The organism is Pseudarthrobacter sp. NPDC058329 (genome assembly GCF_042879835.1).
In the GTDB taxonomy this organism is placed as follows: Bacteria; Actinomycetota; Actinomycetes; order Actinomycetales; family Micrococcaceae; genus Arthrobacter.
The window spans coordinates 251,574-272,775 of record NZ_JBHVZR010000001.1; the positions used below are offsets into that span (position 1 = coordinate 251,574).

The following is a 21,202-nucleotide window of genomic DNA, read 5'->3' on the forward strand; positions in this document are numbered from 1 at the left end:
ATCGGCGTAACCCCTATTGTTAGGGGATGACTTCCGGGCCGCACGTGCGTCTTGTTCTGCCGCATCAGTTGTTTTACCAGCATCTCGATGCGGCGGACGGCACTGTGTTTGTGCTCGTTGAGCATGACCTGCTTTTTCGCCAGTATTCGTTCCACTCACACAAGTTGGTCCTGCACCGCGCGTCAATGAGCCGGTTTGCGCGCCGCCTGAGCGGGAAAGGCTACGAAGTTGTTGTCCTCCGCAGCGAGGGCCATCGCAGCTCGCGCCACCAGCTCGCAGAACTCGTGCGCAACCGCCGCCCGGCGCATGTGACATGGTTCGACGTGGTGGATGACTGGCTTGAGCAGGACCTGTCTGCCGGCCTGGCCGACGGCGGCTACCGGATGCGCGAAGAGGACGTGCTGGAGACGCCGAACTTCCTTACAAGCCGCGGACAGATTGATGGCTGGTTTGCCCACAATGCTTCCCGGATGCACGACTTTTACGTGTGGCAGCGCCGCCGGCTCGGCATACTTGTCGACGGCGGGGAACCGGCAGGGCGGAAATGGTCCTTCGATGCCGACAACCGGAAAAAGCTCCCCCGTAGCTACACACCGCGTACCGTTGGGCTTTTCGCGCATCATCCCGTCCTGCAGCAGGAGGGGACCTTCGACCTTGAAGGGCTCACCGAAGAAGCCGCCGATTCCGGAGACCGGGCGTCCGACGACGTCGCCCAGGCGATTGCCTGGGTGGCGGGGGAGTTCCCGAACGCCCCGGGTGACCCCCACCTGTTTGCCTGGCCAACGAGCGCCGACGAAGCACACAAGCATCTGCAGGAGTTCGTCCGCGAACGCCTCCACGACTTCGGTCCCTATGAGGATGCGATCTCCACTGCGCATCCGTTCATTTCGCACGGCCTGCTCACGCCGGCATTGAACATCGGTCTGCTGGACCCCTGGGAGGTTCTGCAGGTGGTGCTCGACGGTGCGGGGCCCGACACTCCGCTCGCCTCCCTCGAGGGTTTCGTGCGGCAGATAATTGGCTGGCGGGAATACATGCGCGCCACGTACCGGACCAGCGGCCGGCAAATGCGGACCGCCAACCGGCTGAATCACAGGAACGAACTGGGGGACGGGTGGTGGGATGCCAGCACAGGGCTTGAGCCTGTGGACATGGTGGTTTCCCGCGTCCTTGCCACCGGGTACGCGCATCACATTGAGCGGTTGATGGTCCTGGGCAACGCAATGTCCCTGCTGCGGATCCACCCCGACGACGTCTACAAATGGTTCATGGAGCTCTTCATCGACGCGTACGACTGGGTGATGGTCCCCAACGTGTATGCCATGAGCCAGTTCGCGGCGGGGGAGGCGATCACCACGAAACCCTACGTTTCCGGCAGCAACTACCTCCGCAAGATGTCGGACCTGCCCGCAGGGGAGTGGATGCCTGTCTGGGATGGGCTGTATTGGACCTTCATTGATGACCACCGTGAGGCCTTCGAAAGGAATCCACGCTCGCAGATGGCGGTCTCCCTGCTCGACAATATGGACCCGGACAAGCGGCGGGAGCACCGCCGTCGTGCTGAAGCGCTGCTGAGTGCGGGGCAGGAGTCGACACGGCTGCTGCGAACGGCGTCGACGATCGCGCCGTCGGACGCCTTATCCTGAGTACAGGGCGTGATCCTGGCAATTCCGGGAGCCCCTCCCGCAGAAGGAAAACAAGGAGGCGGCATGCCGGTCAGGCATCTGATGCAGTTCATCACCGGGGCGGTAGCGGCTGCCTTGGTGCTTTCGGGCTGCTCGGGCGGCGGAGGCACCACCCCCGTAGTGGCGGGGGAAGCCAAACGGGGTGGCAGCGCCACCGTTGCCGAGGTCAACGCGTTCTCGTCCTTCAACCCGTACAGCACCGACGGCAATACGGACATCAACTCCAAGGTGGGGCACATCACCTACTCGGGGTTTTACTACCTGGATGACTCGTCCACGGTGGTCCGCAACGAAAAGTTCGGACGCTTCGAAAAGGTTTCCGACGAGCCGCTCAAGGTCAGGTACACCGTCAACGACGGCGTCACCTGGTCCGACGGCGAACCGATCGACGCCGGCGACCTCCTGCTGAGCTGGGCTGCCGGCTCGGGCTACTTCGACGACGCCGATCCCCTGGCCGGAACCGGAACCAGGTATTTCTCCACCGCCGCGGACACCAGCGGGCTGTCAGGAACCGTGCTGCCCGAAATCGGGGCGGACGGGCGGTCCATCACCCTGGAGTACGCAGTGCCGTACGCCGACTGGGAAGTGGCGTTCGACGTCGGCCTGCCGGCGCACGTGGTGGCAGCCAAAAGCGGCCTGAACGATGAGGAAGACCTCATCGACCTGATCAAGGACTCGCCCCGGGGTGACGTCGAAGAGCCGGCGGTCAACACGGCGCTGAAACAGGTCAGCGACTTTTGGAACGCCGGGTTCGATTCCAAGGGCCTTCCTGACGATCCCGCCGTCTACCTCTCCAGCGGGCCGTACATTGTCCGGGAGGTCGTCCCCGAAGTTTCCATGAAGCTGGTTCGCAACCGGGACTACGTCTGGGGGCCGGAACCGTGGCTGGACGAGATAAACATCCGGTTCACCGGCGCGCTGCCGGCGGCCGTCGATGCCCTTCGGAACGGGCAGGCGGACATCATTTCGCCCCAGCCTTCTGCCGGCGCCGATGATCTGTTCGCCGGCTTGGCCGGGCAGGGGAACACGGTTGAGCGGTACAGCCAGTCCGGCTATGACCACCTGGACCTGAACTTTTCCGGGCCCTTCGCACAGGACTCCGTCCGGGAAGCATTCCTCAAGGCGGTGCCGCGCCAGGCCATCGTTGATGCCGTCGTCGGGGACCTGCTGCCTGACGCAAAGCCCCTCGACTCCCACGTCTTCCTGCCGGGGCAGCCGAAGTACGAAGAAACCGCCAGGAACAACGGGTCCGCAGAGTATGCCGAGGTGGACATCGACGGCGCCAAGGCCCTCCTGAACGGGGAAACCCCCTCCATCCGCATTCTGTACAACCGCGATAACCCCAACCGTGCTGAAGCTTTTGCCCTGATCAGGGACTCCGCAGCGCGGGCGGGCTTCGAGGTTCTCGACGCCGGACAAGGCAACGCTGACTGGGCCAAGGCCCTGGGCGGCGGCGGATATGACGCCGCACTGCTGGGCTGGATCGGCAACGGTGTGGGCGTGAGCCGCGTGCCGCAGATTTTCCGTACCGGCGCCGGCAGCAATTTCAGCGGGTTCTCCGACAGTGACGCTGACAGGGCCATGGAAGAACTCGCCGGGACTTCTGACCTGGCCAAACAGGATGAACTCCTGGCGGACATTGATAAGCAGGTGTGGGAGAACGCCTACGGCCTGCCGCTGTACCAGACCGTGGGCACCATAGCTTTCAGTGCCCGGATTGCCGGCCTCAAACCAAGCCCCGGCCCCCTGGGCGTCTGGTGGAATGTATGGGACTGGCGGCTGGCCTAGGAGCCCGCTGAATCGCTGCCGGGGACACGTGGCAGGGTTCACACTTCCGATTCGCAGTTATGCCTACCGGCGAGTAGCATGTGACTTGCACAACTTCCGGCCACCGGCTAGGGCATTGGACCTCGCCGGTCACGGTTTGGCAACGGTGTACCAGTATCTGGACTCCGTGCGGTTAGGCTACTCGTACATGTAGGTTGCGTCACAGTTTGACGGCTGTGTCTCGCCTGCGGGGAAGCACAAAGATTCCCCTCGTTTTCTCCCACAACTCATAGGAGGCGGAATGCGTTTTGCGCGCACTTCCAAAGCACTGGGCATCGTAGCGATCGCTGCGCTTGCCTTGACCGGCTGCGGCGCTGGAGGCGGCAGCAATGACGGTGCCAGCCAGTCTGCTGGCGACCCCAACAAGGTCATCACCGCTTACAGCAACGAACCACAGAACCCGCTGCTGCCTGCAAACACCAACGAAGTTTATGGCGGCCGCGTCGTCGAACTTCTCTTCGAAGGCCTGACCAGCTACGACCCCAGCGGCCAGTCAGTCAACGCACTGGCGGAGTCCATCGAATCACCGGACGGCCAGAACTACACCATCAAGGTCAAGAGCGGCACCAAGTTCACCAACGGCGAGGAAGTCACCGCCAAGAGCTTCGTGGACGCCTGGAACTTTGCGGCACTGAGCACCAATGCCCAGTCCAACAGCAGCTTCTTTGAGTCGGTTGAAGGCTACGACGCCGTCAGCGCCACTAAGAAGGAAGGCGAGTCGGACGTCCCCGCCCCCACCGCCCAGACCCTCTCCGGCCTGGTCCTCAAGGACGACACAACCATTGAGGTCAAGCTGACCCAGCCGGAAGCCGACTGGCCGCTGCGCCTTGGCTACTCCGCCTTTATGCCCCTCCCGTCCCAGGCAATCGCTGATCCGAAGGCCTTCGGCGAGAACCCGATCGGCAACGGCCCGTACAAGATGGCCAAGGAAGGTGCCTGGCAGCACGACAGCCAGATTGAACTCGTCAAGAACGAGGACTATGCAGGTCCGCGTGTAGCCAAGAACGGCGGCGTGACGTTCAAGTTCTACACCGATCCGGCTCCCGCCTACACCGACATCCAGGCCAACAACCTCGACGTCACGGACGTCCTTCCGACGAACGCCCTGAAGACCTACACCACGGACTTCCCGGAGAACCACCTGAACAAGCCGTACGCCGGCAACTCCACCCTGAATATCCCGGGCTACCTGCCTGAGTTCCAGGGCGAGGCCGGCAAGCTGCGCCGCCAGGCCATCTCCATGGCGATCAACCGTGACGAAATCACCAAGGTCATCTTCAGCGGCACCCGCATCCCGGCCAAGGACTTCACCTCCCCGGCTGTTGACGGCTACAACGAGAACGTTGAGGGCTCCGATGTCCTGAAGTTCGACGCCACCAAGGCAAAGGAAGCCTGGGAGAAGGCCAACGCCATCAGCCCCTGGCCCGCGGACAAGACCCTGCAGCTCGCCTACAACACCGATGGCGGCAACAAGGAATGGATCGACGCCGTTGCCAACAACCTGAAGAACAACCTGGGCATCCAGGCCGAGGGACAGCCGTTCGCCAAGTTCGCTGAGATCCTCGACCTCCGCGAAGCCCAGACGCTCCCCGGCTTCACCCGGGCAGGCTGGCAGGCAGACTACCCGTCGCTCTACAACTTCCTCGGCCCGCTCCTGAAGACCGATGCCAGCGCCAACTACGAGGGCTACACGAACCCCGAGTTCGACAAGCTCCTCAATGAAGGACTGGGCGCCAAGTCCACGGACGACGCTAACGCCAAGTTCACCGAGGCCCAGGAGGTCCTGTTCCAGGACCTGCCCAACCTCCCGCTGTGGTACTCCGCCCGCCAGGTCGTGTGGAGCCAGAACGTCACCAACGTGGACAGCGGCTGGAACGGTGTCATTCAGTACTACAACATCACCGCGAAGTAGTTCTGAGACCGTCCAACTCAAATAGCTAGTGGGGGTCCGGCATCAGCCGGGCCCCCATAGCCTTGATACCGGCAGGAAGCTGTCCCACATGAATTTCCCAACATCTCCAAAATCCCCGGAGGGTGTGCTGTGATCCGGTTCATTCTCCGGCGGTTGCTCCAAGTCATCCCCGTATTTCTGGGCACCACCCTGCTGGTCTACTTCATGGTGTTTGCCCTTCCCGGAGACCCCATCAGGGCACTCTTCGGCGACCGCCCGCCGAGCGAAGCTGTTATCTCAGCCCTTCGCCAGCAGTACAACCTTGACCAGCCGTTCTGGGTCCAGTACGGCCTGTTCCTCAAAAACCTCTTTACGTTCAACCTGGGCGTCGACTTCACCGGCCAGCCCATCGCCGCGACCCTGGGCCGCGTCTTTCCCGTCACCGTGATGCTGGCCATCGAGGCGCTGGTGATCCAGGCTGTATTCGGGATCGGCTTCGGCCTCATCGCCGGGCTGCGCAAGGGCAGGATCTTCGACTCGTCAGTGCTGCTGGCGTCTCTCGTAGTGATCGCCATTCCCATCTTTGTGCTCGGCTTCGTCCTGCAGCTCGTCTTCGGTGTTTACCTCGGCTGGGCCAAACCCACGGTCGGCACCGACGTCAGCTGGAGCACGTTGCTGCTTCCGGCCTTTGCGCTTGCCCTGGTGTCCTTCGCCTACGTGCTTCGCCTCACCCGGGCTTCGGTCATCGAAAACTCAACGGCGGACTACGTCCGAACCGCGACCGCGAAGGGGCTGTCCCGGCCGCGCGTGGTGATGGCGCATATCCTCCGCAACTCGATGATTCCCGTGGTCACCTACCTCGGCGCCAGCCTGGGCGGGTTGATGGGCGGCGCCATCGTCACCGAAGGCATCTTCAACGTTCCCGGCGTGGGGCAAAAGCTCTACCAGGCAATCCTCCGCAGCGAAGGACCCACCGTCGTCGCCATCGTGAGTGTGCTGGTGCTGGTCTTCGTTATCGCCAACCTGCTGGTTGATTTGCTGTACGCCTGGCTTGATCCGAGGATTCGCTATGAAAAGTAACCAAGACATCACGCATTTTGTTGCCCCCATCGAGGAGACCCCTCTGCTGGCGACGGATGCGGTAAAGACTGACCAGGCCCCGCTGAGCCTGTGGGCCGACGCCTGGCGGAAGCTCCGCCGTCGTCCGCTGTTCATCGTCTCGGCGGTGATGATCGTGATCATCCTGATTGTGGCGTTCTTCCCCGGCCTGTTTACCCAGACGGCGCCCAACGACAACTGCCAGTTGGCCAACTCCGACGGCGCACCGTCGGCCGGGCATCCTTTCGGGTTCACGTTCCAGGGCTGCGACGTCTACGCACGTGTCATTTACGGTACCCAGGCATCTGTCATGGTGGGTGTCTTCGCCGTGATTGGCGTGCTCCTCATTGGTGTGACCCTCGGTGCGCTTGCCGGTTTCTACGGCGGCTGGGTTGACGCCGTCATTGCCCGCCTCGGCGATATCTTCTTCGCACTCCCGCTGGTGCTCGGCGCGCTGGTAGTCACCCAGTTGCCGTTCTTCCGGGAAAACAAGAGTGTGTGGACAGTCATCATGATCATCGTGCTGCTTGCGTGGCCCACGATGGCACGGTTGACCCGCGGAGCGGTGATCGAAGTACGGAACGCCGACTTCATCACAGCGGCCCGTTCGCTGGGCGTCTCCCGCATCCAGAGCCTGATCCGGCACGTGCTGCCCAATGCTTTGGCCCCCATCATCGTGCTGGCCACGATGGAACTCGGCGTGTTCATTGTGCTGGAGGCCACGTTGTCCTTCCTCGGTATCGGGCTCCCGGGCAGCATTATGTCGTGGGGCAATGACATTTCTGCGGCGCAGTCGTCAATCCGCACCAACCCGGCCGTGCTGCTCTACCCTGCTGCCGCCCTGTCAATCACCGTCCTGAGCTTCATTATGCTGGGCGATGCCCTGCGTGACGCTCTTGATCCGAAGAGCCGCCAGCGATGAAGGAGGCACACGTGGCTACATCCGATGTCACTATTACTGAAGCCGGAACACCGGCGGACCGGCCCCTGCTGGAAATCCGGGACCTGGCCATCACGTTCAACACCAGCAACGGGGAAGTTAACGCTGTCCGGAACGCGCACCTGACCATCATGCCGGGTGAAACCGTGGCGATCGTGGGCGAGTCAGGGTCAGGAAAGTCCACCACCGCGCTGGCCGCCATTGGCCTCCTGCCCGGCAATGGAAGGGTCTCCGGCGGGCAGATCCTGCTGGACGGCGAAGACATCTCGCACGCCCCTGAAAAGCGGATGATCGAACTGCGTGGCAACACCATCGGGATGGTGCCGCAGGACCCGATGTCCAACCTCAACCCGGTGTGGAAGATCGGCTACCAGGTCAAGGAAACACTGCAGGCCAACGGGCGTCCGAGCGGCCCCGAGGACATCGCCAAGGTCCTGTCCGAGGCTGGATTGCCGGACTCGCACCGGCGCGCCAAGCAGTACCCGCACGAGTTCTCCGGCGGCATGCGCCAGCGGGCACTGATCGCCATCGGCCTGTCCTGCCAGCCAAGGCTGCTGATTGCCGACGAGCCCACATCGGCGCTGGACGTCACCGTGCAGCGGCAGATTTTGGACCACCTCGAAGGCATGACCTCCGAGCTGGGCACGGCGGTCCTGCTGATCACGCACGACCTGGGCCTCGCGGCCGAGCGTGCCGACAAGGTGGTGGTGATGTACCGCGGCCAGGTGGTGGAGTCTGGGCCGTCCCTGGAGCTGCTGCAGAACCCGCAGCACCCCTACACCAAGCGGCTCGTCGAGTCTGCACCCTCCCTGGCCAGCCGAAGGATCCAGGTGGCCAAGGAACAGGGCGTCGAATCGGCCGACCTTCTGGCACCGGCTGCCGAGGCGCTTGCTGCTGATAACGTCCTGCAAATCCAGGACCTGCGCAAGGTGTACAAGCTTCGGCAGGGACTGGGCAGGTCCTCGGACTTCGCGGCCGTCGACGGCGTGAGCTTCGATGTCCTCCGGGGAACCACGACGGCGATTGTGGGGGAGTCGGGCTCCGGCAAGTCCACGGTGGCCAAGATGGTGCTCCAGCTTGAGAAGCCCACCGACGGCAGGATCCTTTTCGACGGCGTCGACACGTCCGTCCTGAAGCCCTCGGAGCTGTTTAAGTTCCGCCGGCGGGTGCAGCCGATCTTCCAGGATCCCTACGGCTCCCTGGACCCGATGTACAACATCTTCCGGACCATTGAGGAACCGTTGCGGGTCCACAAGATCGGGAACAAGGCCAGCCGGGAGAAGAAGGTCCGCGAACTGCTGGACCAGGTGGCGCTGCCGCAGTCCACCATGCAGCGGTACCCGAACGAGCTCTCGGGCGGGCAGCGGCAGCGTGTGGCGATCGCCCGGGCGCTGGCACTGGACCCTGAAGTCATCATCTGTGACGAGGCAGTGTCAGCCCTGGATGTACTGGTCCAGGCCCAAGTGCTGAACCTGTTGGCTGACCTGCAGTCCAACCTGGGGCTGACGTACCTCTTTATCACCCACGACCTTGCGGTGGTCCGGCAAATCGCGGATCACGTCTGTGTGATGGAAAAGGGGCGCCTGGTGGAGACCGGCTCCACGGATGACGTCTTCGAAGCGCCGCGGCAGGAGTACACCAAGGCACTGCTCAACGCCATCCCGGGCGCGAAGCTGATGCTTCCTCCCGAAGTGGCTTAGCAGCCCTTCGTATTCACCGGTTGGAGCCGGAGCCTGCCGGCTCCGGCTCCAAGTGGTTTAACCCTCAGCACGCAGTCAGTCTTGGGCTGGTCTGCTGCTGACGGTGCCGGCGGCCAACGCAGGTGCAGGTTCCGACGTCGGCCTCTCTTCCAGTCCCAACTCGCGGACCCTGCGCTCGAGCAAAGCTCCCAGGGTCCGGCGGCCATTGGAGTTCATGTGGACTGTGTCGGCGAGGTCTTTAGCCAGGTTGTACCTGGTGAGCCAGTCGCCCACGGAGACGAAGGGCAGGCCGTGCGCCGCCGCCACCGAGCCCAGCAGCGCATCAACTTCTGTGCGCCTGCCGCCGCCGTTGTTCCCGCCCTTTGCCAGGGTGCCGATCATTGCGATGCGGGTCCCCGGATAGCGGGCCTGCAGCTCCGCAATCAGACGCCCGGCGTTGCCCGCGATCTGCCTGTCCGATGCCCCGCTGGCAGCGTCATTGCCGCCACCCTGGAGGACGATCAAGGCTGGCGTGCCGGCGGGAATCAGCCAGTCACCCCGCCGGAGGGCGTCGATGTAGTTGCCCGTCTTGCCGTTGGCGGCGACGAAGCCAGTGCCGCCCCTCCCGCCGAAGTACACCTTGTACCCCGCAGCGGCGAGCCCCTGCCGTGGCCAGCCATCCGCCGGTTCCGACTGCGAGTCCCCGATCAGGAGGACGCTTCTGCTGATATCGGGGACCACAGCCTCGAGACGCCCGTTCGCCGGGTTGAGGACGCGGGTGCCGGGAGCTGTTCCGCCTGGATCCGCGGCAGCAGCTCCCGGCTGGCCCGAGGCGGCAGCGGCCTGCACCGATGAAGCGGCGGGTCTCTGGGCGGGCACCCCGCAGCCGGACAAGGCGATGACGCTGGAAACCGCGAGAACGGCGGCGGCTCCGGAGGCGCAAAAGCGGGTCCGGGCCAGGGCTTTTCTCATCGGGTGTCTTTCGGGCTTGCATGGAGTGTCAGAGCAATCATGTGGCATGGCGGCAGGAATGGCCAGTGATTTTGCTCACGAATTTTGCCCGCGGTGGTGCCGTTGGGCGCCCGCCTAACGCGGGCCTGACGGAAAAATTTAGGCCAATAAACGGCTCAGCGGCTAGAATTGTGGAAGGCGCCCTGTGCTAAGGGCCTGATCCGTCGTGCGTTCCAGTTGGAAATGTCGCGATACAACAGCTGACTTTCACCACTGAATCGAGCCATTACGCATGTCTGAAACCACCACCAACACCGCGGTAGCCACTGCATCACGCAGTGACCTCCGCAACGTCGCGATTGTGGCCCACGTTGACCACGGCAAGACCACCCTGGTCGACGCCATGCTCAAGCAGACCAACTCCTTTGCCGAGCACAACCACCTCGAAGACCGCGTGATGGACTCCGGTGACCTTGAGCGCGAAAAGGGCATCACCATCCTGGCCAAGAACACCACGGTGGCCTACAACGGTCCGTCCTCCAACGGCGAGACCATCACCATCAACGTCATCGATACCCCCGGCCACGCCGACTTCGGTGGCGAGGTGGAGCGCGGCCTGTCCATGGTTGATGGCGTCGTCCTCCTCGTTGACGCTTCCGAAGGTCCGCTGCCGCAGACCCGCTTTGTGCTCCGCAAGGCCCTGGCAGCCCACCTGCCCGTCATCCTGCTGGTCAACAAGACCGACCGTCCCGATGCCCGCATCGAGGAAGTTGTCCATGAGTCCATGGACCTCCTCCTGGGCCTGGCATCCGACCTGGCCGACGAAGTTCCGGACCTTGACCTGGACAAGATCCTCGAAGTTCCCGTCGTCTACGCTGCCGCCAAGGTTGGCCGCGCCTCCCTGGAGCAGCCCACCGACGGCACCGCTCCGGAGAACGAGGACCTTGAGCCGCTGTTCAAGACCATCATCGAGCACATCCCGGCTCCCACCTACAACCCGGAAGGTGTCCTGCAGGCGCACGTCACCAACCTGGACGCCTCCCCGTTCCTGGGCCGCCTGGCACTGCTGCGCATCTACAACGGAACCCTGCGCAAGGGCCAGACTGTTGCCTGGGCACGCGCAAACGGTGAGCTGAAGAACGTCAAGATCACCGAACTGCTGGCCACCAAGGCACTGGACCGCGTCCCGGCGGAATCCGCCGGTCCCGGTGAGATCGTCGCCGTCGCCGGTATCGAGGAAATCACCATCGGTGAGACCCTGACCGACGCCGAGAACCCGCAGCCGCTGCCGCTGATCACCGTGGACGATCCCGCGATCTCCATGACCATCGGTATCAACACCTCGCCGCTGGCCGGCAAGGTCAAGGGCGCCAAGGTCACCGCCCGCCAGGTGAAGGACCGCCTGGACAAGGAACTGATCGGTAACGTCTCCATCAAGGTTCTCCCCACCGAGCGTCCCGACGCCTGGGAAGTCCAGGGCCGTGGCGAGCTGGCCCTGGCCATCCTCGTTGAGCAGATGCGCCGCGAAGGCTTCGAACTGACCGTAGGCAAGCCGCAGGTGGTCACCAGGACCGTGGACGGCAAGATCCACGAGCCCATGGAACACATGACCATCGACGTGCCGGAAGAGTACCTCGGCGCCGTCACCCAGCTGATGGCAGCACGCAAGGGCCGCATGACCAACATGGCCAACCACGGCACCGGCTGGTGCCGGATGGAATTCATTGTTCCCGCCCGTGGCCTGATCGGCTTCCGCACCAAGTTCCTCACGGACACCCGCGGCGCCGGCATCGCAGCTTCCATCTCCGAGGGCTACGAGCCCTGGGCCGGCCCCATCGAGTACCGCACCAACGGTTCCATGGTTGCTGACCGTGCAGGTGTTGTGACGCCGTTCGCCATGATCAACCTGCAGGAGCGCGGTTCCTTCTTCGTGAAGCCCACCTCCGAGGTCTATGAGGGCATGATTGTTGGCGAGAACTCCCGCGCCGACGACATGGACGTCAACATCACCAAGGAAAAGAAGCTCACCAACATGCGTGCAGCCTCCTCCGACACCTTCGAGAACCTGACGCCCCCGCGCGACCTCACCCTCGAAGAGTCCCTCGAATTCGCCCGCGAGGACGAATGCGTCGAGGTGACCCCTGAGTCCATCCGCATCCGCAAGGTGATCCTGGACACCAACGAGCGTGCAAAGGCCAACCGCGCCCGCGCCAAGGTCTAGCAGCACCGCAGCTAAAGCTGCCGGTATAACGGAGGGTCGCCCCGCCGTCGTACCGGCAGCTTTTGCCGTTAATGAATTAGCGTGCGCTGTGAAGCCCGGGTTCGCTGCGCAGGGGCAGTCCCTGCGCGCCGAGCCCAAGGCTTCGCTGCGCCTGCCCGTTTTCCACATACCTCGTCCTGGCCGCTGCGTCCCGGTTCCCAAAGCAGGCAGCATGCACTCATGCGAACTATTACCGAAGTGTTGGCCGCGATGGGCGGGGTCGCCAGTACCAATTCTCTGCGGGAGGCCGGCATCTCCCGCCGGAACATTGAAGCGGGTGTGCTCGATGCCTCGGTCCAAAGAGTCGCGCGGGGTGTGTTTGCGTTGCCAAACGCAGATCCCGTGTTGGTCCATGCCGGCCGCCATCACGCGGTGCCGGGCTGCGTCACGGCCGCTCTGGCAGCGGGACTGTGGGTGGTGAAGATGCCCGACAGGGCGCATCTTGCTGCGCGGCATGGGAGGCCAATTGTTGGCTGCGTGGTGCATCGCAGCAACGTTCCTCCGACCCATTTGGATGTGGTGTGCCAATCGCTCCGTTGCCTGCCGCCTCTCGAGGGGCTGACCATCGCAGAATCTGCGGTGAAAAAGGGGCTGGTTCAGCTTCCGGCTCTGCGGGAACGGTTTCCAGCAGTTCGGGAAAGGTCGGTTCGTGGAATGGTCGCCAGGATCCGGCCGCAGTCAGGGTCAATCATCGAGACGGACGGCTACACGCACCACAGCAGCCGGTCAGCCTACCGGGAGGATCGGCAGCGCTGGAATGTGACGGTTGTCCGGGGTGTTCCTACCCTTCGCGTGACCTTCGAGATGCTGCTCAGCGAGCCCACGGAGTTCGTGCGGATGGTGCATCAGGCCCTTGCAACGTACCGTTCTGCGCAGTGAAGCCCGGGTTCGCTGCGCACGGGCAGTCCCTGCGCAGTGAGGCCGCACTTAGGCGCGCGGCCGGCGCCGCTCCGGTGCCGGTGGGACTTCCTTGGCCGCGACAACCTGGTCCAGGGGAATGACGACGGCGGCACGGCGCGTGCGGACGGTGACGGAACCGGCGTCGCCCGCCACCAGGTCACCCAGGGCATCGGTGAAGCCGCCGTCGATACGGTAGCGCACTACTACGCGGGTGCCGGGCGGGGCGGCGGCAAGGAATCCCGCAGGTGTCGGGGCAGGCTGGCTCACTACTTCATACTAAGTGGCTTCACACAAGCGGCCCGGCTAGGTTCGCGGTAATGGGCCGGGAGATAATAGGCTCAGATGTCAGGGTCCGGCCAGAGTTGCCGGACGCAAGTGCCGGCGGGATGCCGGAACCAACGTGGAGAGGCCAGGGACGTGACGTACGTAATCGCGCAGCCGTGTGTAGATGTCAAGGACAAGGCATGTATTGAGGAGTGCCCCGTTGACTGCATCTACGAGGGTGAGCGTTCGCTGTACATCCATCCGGACGAGTGCGTGGACTGCGGTGCCTGCGAGCCCGTCTGCCCTGTTGAGGCCATCTACTACGAGGATGACACCCCGGACGAATGGGCCGACTACTACAAGGCCAACGTGGAGTTCTTCGACGACCTCGGGTCACCGGGCGGAGCCGCCAAGGTCGGCAACACGGGCAAGGACCATCCGATGATCGCCGCACTGCCCCCGCAGAACCAAGACCACTAACGCAGGCAGGGACCGTGACCGCAGCAGTGAATACGTTTGGCCTTGACCTGCCCGACTACCCGTGGGAGGCCATGGCGCCGTATCTTGCGAAGGCTTCGGAGCACCCCCAGGGAGCGGTCAACCTGTCCATCGGCACTCCGGTGGATCCCACGCCGGCGCTGATCCAGGACGCCTTGAAGGCCGCCGCGGATGCACCCGGATATCCCACTGTCCACGGCACGCCTGCCCTCCGGGAAGCGATCGCCGGATGGTTTGAACGCCGCCGCGGAGTGGCAGGACTGGACCCGCGGAACATCATGCCCACCGTGGGGTCCAAGGAACTGGTGGCGTGGTTGCCGCTGCTGCTGGGGCTGAAGCCAGGCGACGTCGTCGTCCGCCCCAAGGTGGCGTACCCCACCTATGACATCGGCGCCACCCTCGCCGGCGCCACCGCTGTTGCCACTGACAATCTGGACGAGCTCGACGACGCCACCCGCTCACGTGTCCGGCTGATCTGGGTCAATTCCCCCGGAAACCCCACCGGCAGTGTTCGGGGAGTCGAATCCCTGAAGGCGCTGGTGGTGCAGGCCCGGGAATTGGGTGCCGTGGTGGCCTCCGACGAATGCTACGCGGAGCTTGGGTGGGGCGGCTGGGACGTCCAGCGTGGGGGACAGGCAGTGCCGAGCATCCTAGACCCACGGGTAGCCGGGGGATCCCATCAGGGCCTGCTCGCCGTGTACTCCCTGAGCAAGCAATCCAACGTGGCAGGATACCGCGCCGCCTTTGTGGCCGGGGATCCGGACCTGATGCCCAACCTCGTGAACAGCCGCAAGCACGCCGGCATGATCGTTCCCTACCCGGTGCAGGAAGCCATGCGCGTGGCCTTGGGCGACGACACACACGTGGAGGCACAGAAGGATCTGTACCGGGGACGCCGCGAACGGCTGGTCCCGGCGCTGTTGGACTTTGGCCTGGAGATCAAGGAATCCGACGCCGGGCTGTACCTGTGGTCCACAGCGGGGGAGAGCACGTGGGACACCGTGGCCCGGCTGGCGGAGCGCGGCATCGTGGTGGGTCCGGGCGTTTTCTACGGCGAGGCAGGCAACGGCTATGTCCGGGTGGCCCTCACCGGAACGGACGAGCGGATCGACGCTGCTGTCGCCCGGCTGGGCCCAGGATCGTAACAATGCTGTGACTCGCGCCACATCCACCCGATTTTAGGGCATTTTAGAACGACGCGGATTAGTGGCACTCGCCAAGGAGCAGGTAGTTTTTAAGTGACTATCAATGGTGGCTTTCTACAAGAAGGCAGCCCGGGTGTTGGAACCTGTGTTCTCAGGCTTCGTGCGCGGCTCACCTGATGTTGGATCAAGCTTTCGACAGAGGCCCAGACGCCTCATGAAGGGGACTCCATGACTGAGACCAACAATGCTGCGACCCTGCACCACGCAGGAGGCGAGCTCGAGCTGCCGCGCATCCAGGTTGTTGAAGGAAACGAAGGCTACGACGTTTCCAAACTGCTGAAGCAGACGGGCGCAGTCACCTTTGACCCCGGCTTCATGAACACAGCAGCCACAACTTCGGCAATCACCTACATCGATGGCGATGCGGGCATCCTGCGCTACCGCGGATACCCCATCGAACAGCTGGCACAGCACTCCAGCTTCCTTGAGGTGTCTTACCTGCTGATCTACGGTAACCTGCCCTCGCCCACGGAACTGGACGAATTCGACCAGAAGATCCGCCGGCACACGCTGCTGCACGAGGAGCTCAAGGGCTTCTTCGGCGGCTTCCCGCGCGACGCGCACCCCATGCCCGTCCTGTCCTCGGCCGTCTCTGCGCTGTCCACGTTCTACCAGGACTCGCTGGACCCGTTCAACGCCGAGCAGGTGGAAGTTTCCACCATCCGCCTGATGGCCAAGCTCCCGGTGATCGCTGCCTACGCCCACAAGAAGTCCATTGGCCAGCCCATGCTGTACCCGGACAACTCCCACAACCTTGTGGAGAACTTCCTGCGGCTCAGCTTCGGGCTCCCGGCCGAGCAGTACGAGGTGGATCCGGTGGTCGCGAAGGCCCTGGACCTCCTGCTGATCCTGCACGCGGATCACGAGCAGAACTGCTCCACCTCCACGGTGCGCCTGGTGGGCTCCTCCAACGCCAACCTGTTCGCCTCCGTCTCGGCAGGCATCAACGCCCTGTTCGGACCCGCTCACGGCGGCGCCAACGAGGCAGTGCTGAAGATGCTCCGCCAGATCCAGGCCGACGGCACCAAGCCCGAGGACTACATGGAGAAGGTCAAGAACAAGGAAGACGGGGTCCGCCTTATGGGCTTCGGGCACCGCGTCTACAAGAACTACGATCCACGCGCAAGGATCGTCAAGGACACGGCCCACGAGATCCTCACCAAGCTCGGCGGCAACGACGAACTGCTGGACATTGCCCTGCGCCTGGAAGAGAAGGCGCTGAGCGATGACTACTTCATCCAGCGCAAGCTTTACCCGAACGTGGACTTCTACACTGGCCTTATCTACAAGGCCATGGGCTTCCCCGAGAAGATGTTCACGGTGCTCTTCGCCATCGGCCGCCTCCCTGGCTGGATCGCCCAGTGGCGCGAAATGATCAGCGACCCGAACACCAAGATCGGCCGCCCGCGGCAGCTCTACATCGGCGAGCCCGAGCGGGACTACCCCGCACGCTAAAACCAAACGGCGGCGGCCGGTTACCTTCTCCACGAAGGTAACCGGCCGCCGTCGTTAATCCCGATCGAGTGCTCCAAGGCGGCCCTTATGGGTTCCTAAAAGGGTTCCTAAAAGGCCGCTAAGGGAGCAATCGCTGCTAGGCCGAGTAGCCTTGTGGGTTGTTCTTCTGCCAGCGCCAGTGGTCCTCGCACATCTCGTCCACGGTCTTGGTGGTGGACCAGCTGAGATCCGCCAGGGCTGAGGTGGCGTCGGCCCAGAATGCCGGCAGGTCGCCCGCGCGGCGGCCGGTGATTTCGTAGGGGATGGGTTTACCCACTGCCTTCTCGAAGGAGCGCAGGACCTCCAGTACGGAGGAGCCTTTGCCGGAGCCGAGGTTCCAGCGGAAGACGCCGGCGCGGTCCGCCACATGGTTCAGTGCGGCCACGTGGCCTTCGGCGAGGTCGACGACGTGGATATAGTCGCGCAGGCAGGTGCCGTCCGGGGTGTCGTAGTCGCCCCCGAACACCATCAGCTTTTGGCGGCGGCCCACGGCCACCTGGGCGATGAAGGGCACCAGGTTGTTCGGGATGCCCTGCGGGTCCTCGCCGATCCTGCCGGAGGGGTGCGCCCCGACCGGGTTGAAGTAGCGCAGCAGGGCTATATGCCAGCGGTTGTCGGCGGATCCCAGGTCCGAGAGGATGTCCTCGATCTGTTCCTTGGTGCGGCCGTAGGGGTTGTTGGCCCCGATCTCCATCTTTTCCACGTAGGGGATGGGGTTGTGCTCGCCGTAGACAGTGGCGGAGGAGCTGAAGACGATGGAGCGGACATCGTGCCGGTCCATAACCCGGATGAGGTTCAGGGTCCCCACCAGGTTGTTGTAGTAATATTTCAGCGGCTCGCGCACCGACTCGCCCACGGCCTTCAGCCCGGCGAAGTGGATCACGGCGTCGATCGCGTTAGTGGCGAACACTTGCTCCACGGCGGCTTCGTCCACCAGGTCAACGTCGTGGAACTCTGCGGTCTTGCCGGTAAGTTCCGCTACCCGGCGGAGCGATTCTTCGCTGGAGTTGACGAGGTTATCGATAACCACCACGTCATGGCCGGCTTCCTGCAGGGACAGAACAGTGTGGGAACCGATGTAGCCGGTGCCCCCTGTGACCAGAATTTTCATGCCTCCAACGCTATCCCAACCGGGCACTGTTCCGCCGGTGTGTCCCGGATGGCGGGCAGCACAACTTTCCTGCCGAACGGCGGGTCAGGCGTTCTTTTGAGCACGCCTGTGCTAAAAAGTTGAGTGCCTAAAATTGTCAATGCCGAAGTTCGGCGCCAGGAAGTGGTTGAGGCGGTCTGGCGGATCATCGCCGTCGACGGACTCGAAAGGGCGTCACTGCGGGAAGTGGCAGACGAGGCGGGACTCGCCGTCGGGTCGGTACGCCACTACTTCGCGGGGAGCGAGGAACTCCTCACTTACTCCTTCGCCAGGGTCATCGACAGCATCGTGGCCAGGCTGGAGCGGGCCCTGCCCGCCTTGCAGCAGCACCCGCCCGCAAGCCCTGCACACCGGGAGGCCGTTTTAACACTCCTGAGCGAACTGCTGCCACTGGATGAACAGCGGGCAGTGGAGGCCTGCGTCTGGATGGCTTTCCGCAATGCCGCGAGGATCAGGGAGTTCCTCGCGCCTGAGGCGGACCGCAGCCATCGGGAAGTCGCAGCCCTGATGGGACGCGTCGTCACCACCTTGGTAGCGGCAGGTGCGTCTGAAGACACACTGGTGGTGGAAGCCGAGAGGCTCCTGGCCACGCTCGACGGGCTGTGCCTGCATGCCATGCTCCAGCCGGGCTGGATGACGGCCGCCATGTGCCTCGATGTTATGGAGCGGCACCTTGATGGCCTGGAGGGGTGACTGCCGTTAACGTCGGCAACGTGGGGGAATAGACTGATAACCGGGGGCGTGGAACCGGATCAACAGACCCGGTAACAGCGCCAGGGAAGGATTTCGGATGCACCAAACAGGCGGTTCCGGGTGGCAGATCACCACCGACACGTCCGGGCCCATGATGATCGCCCTGTATGTCCGTGATGCAGCCGGGCTGGACGGTGCAGGTCATCCCGCACTGTCGCACGCCGCTCCAAAAATCCGTCATGCAGACCACTCCCACCTCACCGCGGATGTTGGCGGGTTGAGCGTGCTCAAAACCGAATGGGAGGCCTGGTGGGCGCAGCTGCTCAAGGCCCACCCGCAGACGTCCCCGGAACTGTCGCCGCCCGGTTTTGAGGCTTTTGGCAATTCGCCGGCCCTGCAGCGCGTACTCCAGGCACACTTCGGCTCTGCCCTCACCTGGGCGCGGGAGCGCCGGAGCGAATACGCCGAGCTGGAAGCGGAACGCGCTGCCATCGGTGCGGACCAGCTGCTGGAGGACATGGTGGATGACAGGCTGCTGGAGGTAGGGCGGGACGCCCGTGACTTCACGCTGACCATCATCGAACTGCCGTTGAATGAGCAGCGTGCATGGTATCTGGAGCCGGACAAGATCATTATGAGCCACCAGCTGATGGGCCAGCCGGACCTGTTCCGGAGCTATGTCCAGCCCGTGGTGGAAATCCTGGCTTAGGCAGCCCGGCGGGAGCCCAGCCTAGGCGCTTGCCGGCGAAACAGTGATCCGCACCTGGCCCTCAGCGGCGGATGATTCCTGCCAGCCGTTCCGCTGGCCACGGTCCCAGCTGCGTCCTGCCACTTGCACCTGCGTCACTTCGTAGCCCTTGGCGTTCGCAACTGCCCACTGGGCAACGGACCACGCCTGGTTGCCGCTGGCTTCGACCACGAGTGTTTGGCCTTCCACTGCCGTATCCAATGGCCCGTAAGCCTGGGCCAGTCCGGCTGAAACGGCGCCGGGGTCGCCGGCGGCGGCTGCGGAACGGAGTGTGCATTGGACCGCCTCGGCGGTCTGCCCCGACAGCCCGGAGGCAAAGGAGCGTCCCATCTGCTCGTGCCGGGCATAGGCGGTAGGGAAAGCGGACCGCTGGACTGTCTGTGCCGCTTCGGTGATTTCCATCGACTCGTAGCCCGGGATCTTGACCAGTGCGTCGTAGAAGGCGTTCGCCGCGTAGTACGGGTCCATCACCTGCGCCTCGGTTCCCCAGCCCTGGGAGGGACGCTGCTGGAACAGTCCGCGCGAGTCAGGGCCTGCCTGGTCTCCATGGGCGATGTTCCGGAGCTTGGACTCCTGCATGGCGGTGGCAAGTGCAATGCTGGCCGCCCTCGGCGGGAGTCCGCGCTGGACGGCGACGGCGGTAATCAGGGAAGCGTAGACGGCTTGGTCCGGAGCCAGCTCAGCCGTTCCTCCACCTACAACGGCAGTGCAGCGTTCCGAGACCAGGGTCTCGGAACGCTGCACAAAAAACACCGCCGAATAGATGCCGCCGGCCACCAGTGCGAGGGCGAGCAGCAGCACCAGGAGGCGGCGCAGGCCGCGGTTTCGTGCCATAAGAATCAGTTGGCGTGCAGGGCGTCGTTCAGTTCCACGGTCTGGCCCGCGCGGGGAAGGACCTCCACTGCGCCGGTGGTGGAATTGCGGCGGAACAGCAGGTTGGGGACGCCGGAGAGTTCTGCAGCCTTCACGATCTTGGTGGTGTCCGCACCCGCCTCGTCCTTGGGGCCAGGTACCTGCACCCGGGTTCCGGCCGTGACGTACAGGCCGGCTTCAACCACGGAATCGTCGCCGATGCTGATGCCCACGCCGGAGTTGGCGCCCAGCAGGACCCGCTCACCGATGGTGATTTTTTCCTTGCCGCCGCCGGACAGCGTGCCCATGATGGATGCTCCACCGCCGACGTCGCTGCCGTCGCCTGTCACCACGCCGGCAGAAATCCTGCCCTCAACCATGGAGGTGCCCAGCGTACCGGCGTTGAAGTTGACGAAGCCTTCGTGCATGACGGTGGTGCCCTCGGCCAGGTGGGCACCCAGGCGGACGCGGTCGGCGTCGGCAATCCTGACGCCGGTGGGGACTACGTAGTCAACCATCCTGGGGAACTTGTCGATGCCGTAAACGGTGACTGCCCCGCGGCGGCGAAGCCGCGCGCGGGTCAGTTCGAAGCCCTCCACCGCGGCGGGTCCGAAGTTGGTCCACACAACGTTCGGCAGCTTGCCGAAGATGCCGTCCAGGTTGATGGTGTTCGGCCGGACCAGGCGGTGCGAGAGCAGGTGCAGACGCAGGTAGGCGTCGGCGGTGTCAGCGGGGGCTTCGTCAAGGTTGACCTGGACAAAAACAACCTTCTGTTCCGTGCCGCGGTCCTCGTCAGTGCCGGCATCGGCGATCCGCGTGAGGACGTCGTCCGCGTTCTCCACGGCGCGCAGGTTTTCCGCAGCAACACCGAGGGCCGGTGCCGGGAACCAGACGTCCAGGACGGTGGCATCACCTGTTTCCTTGCCTCTGGCAGACGCAATGGTGGCCACGCCGAAGCCGTAGGCGGAGCGTTCTTCGGTGGGGGCGTTCTGGGTTTCGGGCACAGCGGAGGAAGCAGTCTCAGTCATGGTCCCAGTCTATCGACGGCCAGGGACCTGCTCCGAACT

18 protein-coding genes are annotated in these 21,202 nt (G+C 63.9%); 13 read left to right on the forward strand and 5 right to left on the reverse strand.

Features of this window, described 5'->3' with window-relative positions; genetic code table 11:
• Positions 1–26 precede the first annotated feature (26 nt).
• The 6 genes from ACFVYC_RS01260 (at position 27) to ACFVYC_RS01285 (ending at position 9,141) form a co-directional block, all read left to right on the forward strand.
• Complete coding sequence (locus tag ACFVYC_RS01260) at positions 27–1,646, forward strand: cryptochrome/photolyase family protein (RefSeq protein ID WP_387545700.1); 1,620 nt, start codon at positions 27–29, stop codon at positions 1,644–1,646.
• A 63-nt stretch (positions 1,647–1,709) separates the two neighbouring features.
• Positions 1,710–3,473 (forward strand): ABC transporter family substrate-binding protein, encoded by a 1,764-nt coding sequence (locus ACFVYC_RS01265; RefSeq protein WP_387545702.1) that lies wholly within the window; start codon positions 1,710–1,712, stop codon positions 3,471–3,473.
• A gap of 280 nt (positions 3,474–3,753) precedes the next feature.
• On the forward strand, positions 3,754–5,424 hold the full coding sequence (locus ACFVYC_RS01270; protein WP_387545704.1) for an ABC transporter substrate-binding protein: 1,671 nt from the start codon (positions 3,754–3,756) through the stop codon (positions 5,422–5,424).
• Between the two features lie 129 nt (positions 5,425–5,553).
• Positions 5,554–6,483 carry an ABC transporter permease gene (locus ACFVYC_RS01275; protein ID WP_387545706.1) on the forward strand — a complete coding sequence of 310 codons (930 nt, stop codon included), beginning with the start codon at positions 5,554–5,556 and terminating at the stop codon, positions 6,481–6,483.
• Positions 6,473–7,423, forward strand: a complete 951-nt coding sequence (locus tag ACFVYC_RS01280) for an ABC transporter permease (RefSeq protein WP_387545708.1) — start codon at positions 6,473–6,475, stop codon at positions 7,421–7,423. Before ACFVYC_RS01275 ends, ACFVYC_RS01280 begins: the two co-directional genes overlap by 11 nt.
• The gene (locus ACFVYC_RS01285; RefSeq protein ID WP_387545710.1) at positions 7,420–9,141 is read left to right on the forward strand and encodes a dipeptide ABC transporter ATP-binding protein; all 1,722 of its coding nucleotides are present in this window, start codon (positions 7,420–7,422) and stop codon (positions 9,139–9,141) included. Before ACFVYC_RS01280 ends, ACFVYC_RS01285 begins: the two co-directional genes overlap by 4 nt.
• Before the next feature lie 75 nt (positions 9,142–9,216).
• Here ACFVYC_RS01285 and ACFVYC_RS01290 read toward each other — a convergent pair whose 3' ends face one another.
• Positions 9,217–10,092 carry an SGNH/GDSL hydrolase family protein gene (locus ACFVYC_RS01290; RefSeq protein ID WP_387545711.1) on the reverse strand — a complete coding sequence of 292 codons (876 nt, stop codon included), beginning with the start codon at positions 10,090–10,092 and terminating at the stop codon, positions 9,217–9,219.
• Between the two features lie 271 nt (positions 10,093–10,363).
• Between ACFVYC_RS01290 and typA the strand changes: the two genes are divergently transcribed.
• Positions 10,364–12,292 (forward strand): translational GTPase TypA, encoded by a 1,929-nt coding sequence (typA, locus tag ACFVYC_RS01295; RefSeq protein ID WP_387545713.1) that lies wholly within the window; start codon positions 10,364–10,366, stop codon positions 12,290–12,292.
• Positions 12,293–12,511: 219 nt separating this feature from the next.
• Positions 12,512–13,210, forward strand: a complete 699-nt coding sequence (locus ACFVYC_RS01300) for a hypothetical protein (protein ID WP_387545715.1) — start codon at positions 12,512–12,514, stop codon at positions 13,208–13,210.
• Positions 13,211–13,258: 48 nt separating this feature from the next.
• Here the strand turns inward: ACFVYC_RS01300 and ACFVYC_RS01305 are convergent, their stop codons facing one another.
• A complete protein-coding gene (locus ACFVYC_RS01305; protein ID WP_387545716.1) occupies positions 13,259–13,498 on the reverse strand; it encodes a hypothetical protein in 240 nt (79 codons plus the stop codon).
• 150 nt (positions 13,499–13,648) lie between these two features.
• Between ACFVYC_RS01305 and fdxA the strand changes: the two genes are divergently transcribed.
• The 3 genes from fdxA (at position 13,649) to ACFVYC_RS01320 (ending at position 16,653) form a co-directional block, all read left to right on the forward strand.
• Positions 13,649–13,975 carry a ferredoxin gene (gene fdxA / locus ACFVYC_RS01310; protein WP_050685972.1) on the forward strand — a complete coding sequence of 109 codons (327 nt, stop codon included), beginning with the start codon at positions 13,649–13,651 and terminating at the stop codon, positions 13,973–13,975.
• A 14-nt stretch (positions 13,976–13,989) separates the two neighbouring features.
• Complete coding sequence (dapC, locus tag ACFVYC_RS01315) at positions 13,990–15,138, forward strand: succinyldiaminopimelate transaminase (protein ID WP_387545718.1); 1,149 nt, start codon at positions 13,990–13,992, stop codon at positions 15,136–15,138.
• A 228-nt stretch (positions 15,139–15,366) separates the two neighbouring features.
• Positions 15,367–16,653, forward strand: coding sequence for a citrate synthase (locus ACFVYC_RS01320; protein ID WP_387545721.1), 1,287 nt, complete (start codon positions 15,367–15,369; stop codon positions 16,651–16,653).
• Positions 16,654–16,789: 136 nt separating this feature from the next.
• On the opposite strand, the gene galE is transcribed toward ACFVYC_RS01320, so the two are convergent.
• Positions 16,790–17,803 (reverse strand): UDP-glucose 4-epimerase GalE, encoded by a 1,014-nt coding sequence (gene galE, locus ACFVYC_RS01325; protein WP_387545723.1) that lies wholly within the window; start codon positions 17,801–17,803, stop codon positions 16,790–16,792.
• 123 nt (positions 17,804–17,926) lie between these two features.
• On the opposite strand from galE, the gene ACFVYC_RS01330 reads away from it, so the two are divergent.
• A complete protein-coding gene (locus ACFVYC_RS01330; RefSeq protein ID WP_387545726.1) occupies positions 17,927–18,535 on the forward strand; it encodes a TetR/AcrR family transcriptional regulator in 609 nt (202 codons plus the stop codon).
• A gap of 97 nt (positions 18,536–18,632) precedes the next feature.
• On the forward strand, positions 18,633–19,244 hold the full coding sequence (locus ACFVYC_RS01335) for a hypothetical protein (RefSeq protein ID WP_387545729.1): 612 nt from the start codon (positions 18,633–18,635) through the stop codon (positions 19,242–19,244).
• Positions 19,245–19,265: 21 nt separating this feature from the next.
• Here the strand turns inward: ACFVYC_RS01335 and ACFVYC_RS01340 are convergent, their stop codons facing one another.
• Both ACFVYC_RS01340 and dapD read right to left on the reverse strand, forming a co-directional pair.
• Positions 19,266–20,117, reverse strand: a complete 852-nt coding sequence (locus tag ACFVYC_RS01340; protein ID WP_387545732.1) for a hypothetical protein — start codon at positions 20,115–20,117, stop codon at positions 19,266–19,268.
• Between the two features lie 5 nt (positions 20,118–20,122).
• On the reverse strand, positions 20,123–21,163 hold the full coding sequence (gene dapD, locus ACFVYC_RS01345) for a 2,3,4,5-tetrahydropyridine-2,6-dicarboxylate N-succinyltransferase (protein WP_387545734.1): 1,041 nt from the start codon (positions 21,161–21,163) through the stop codon (positions 20,123–20,125).
• Positions 21,164–21,202: the final 39 nt, after the last annotated feature.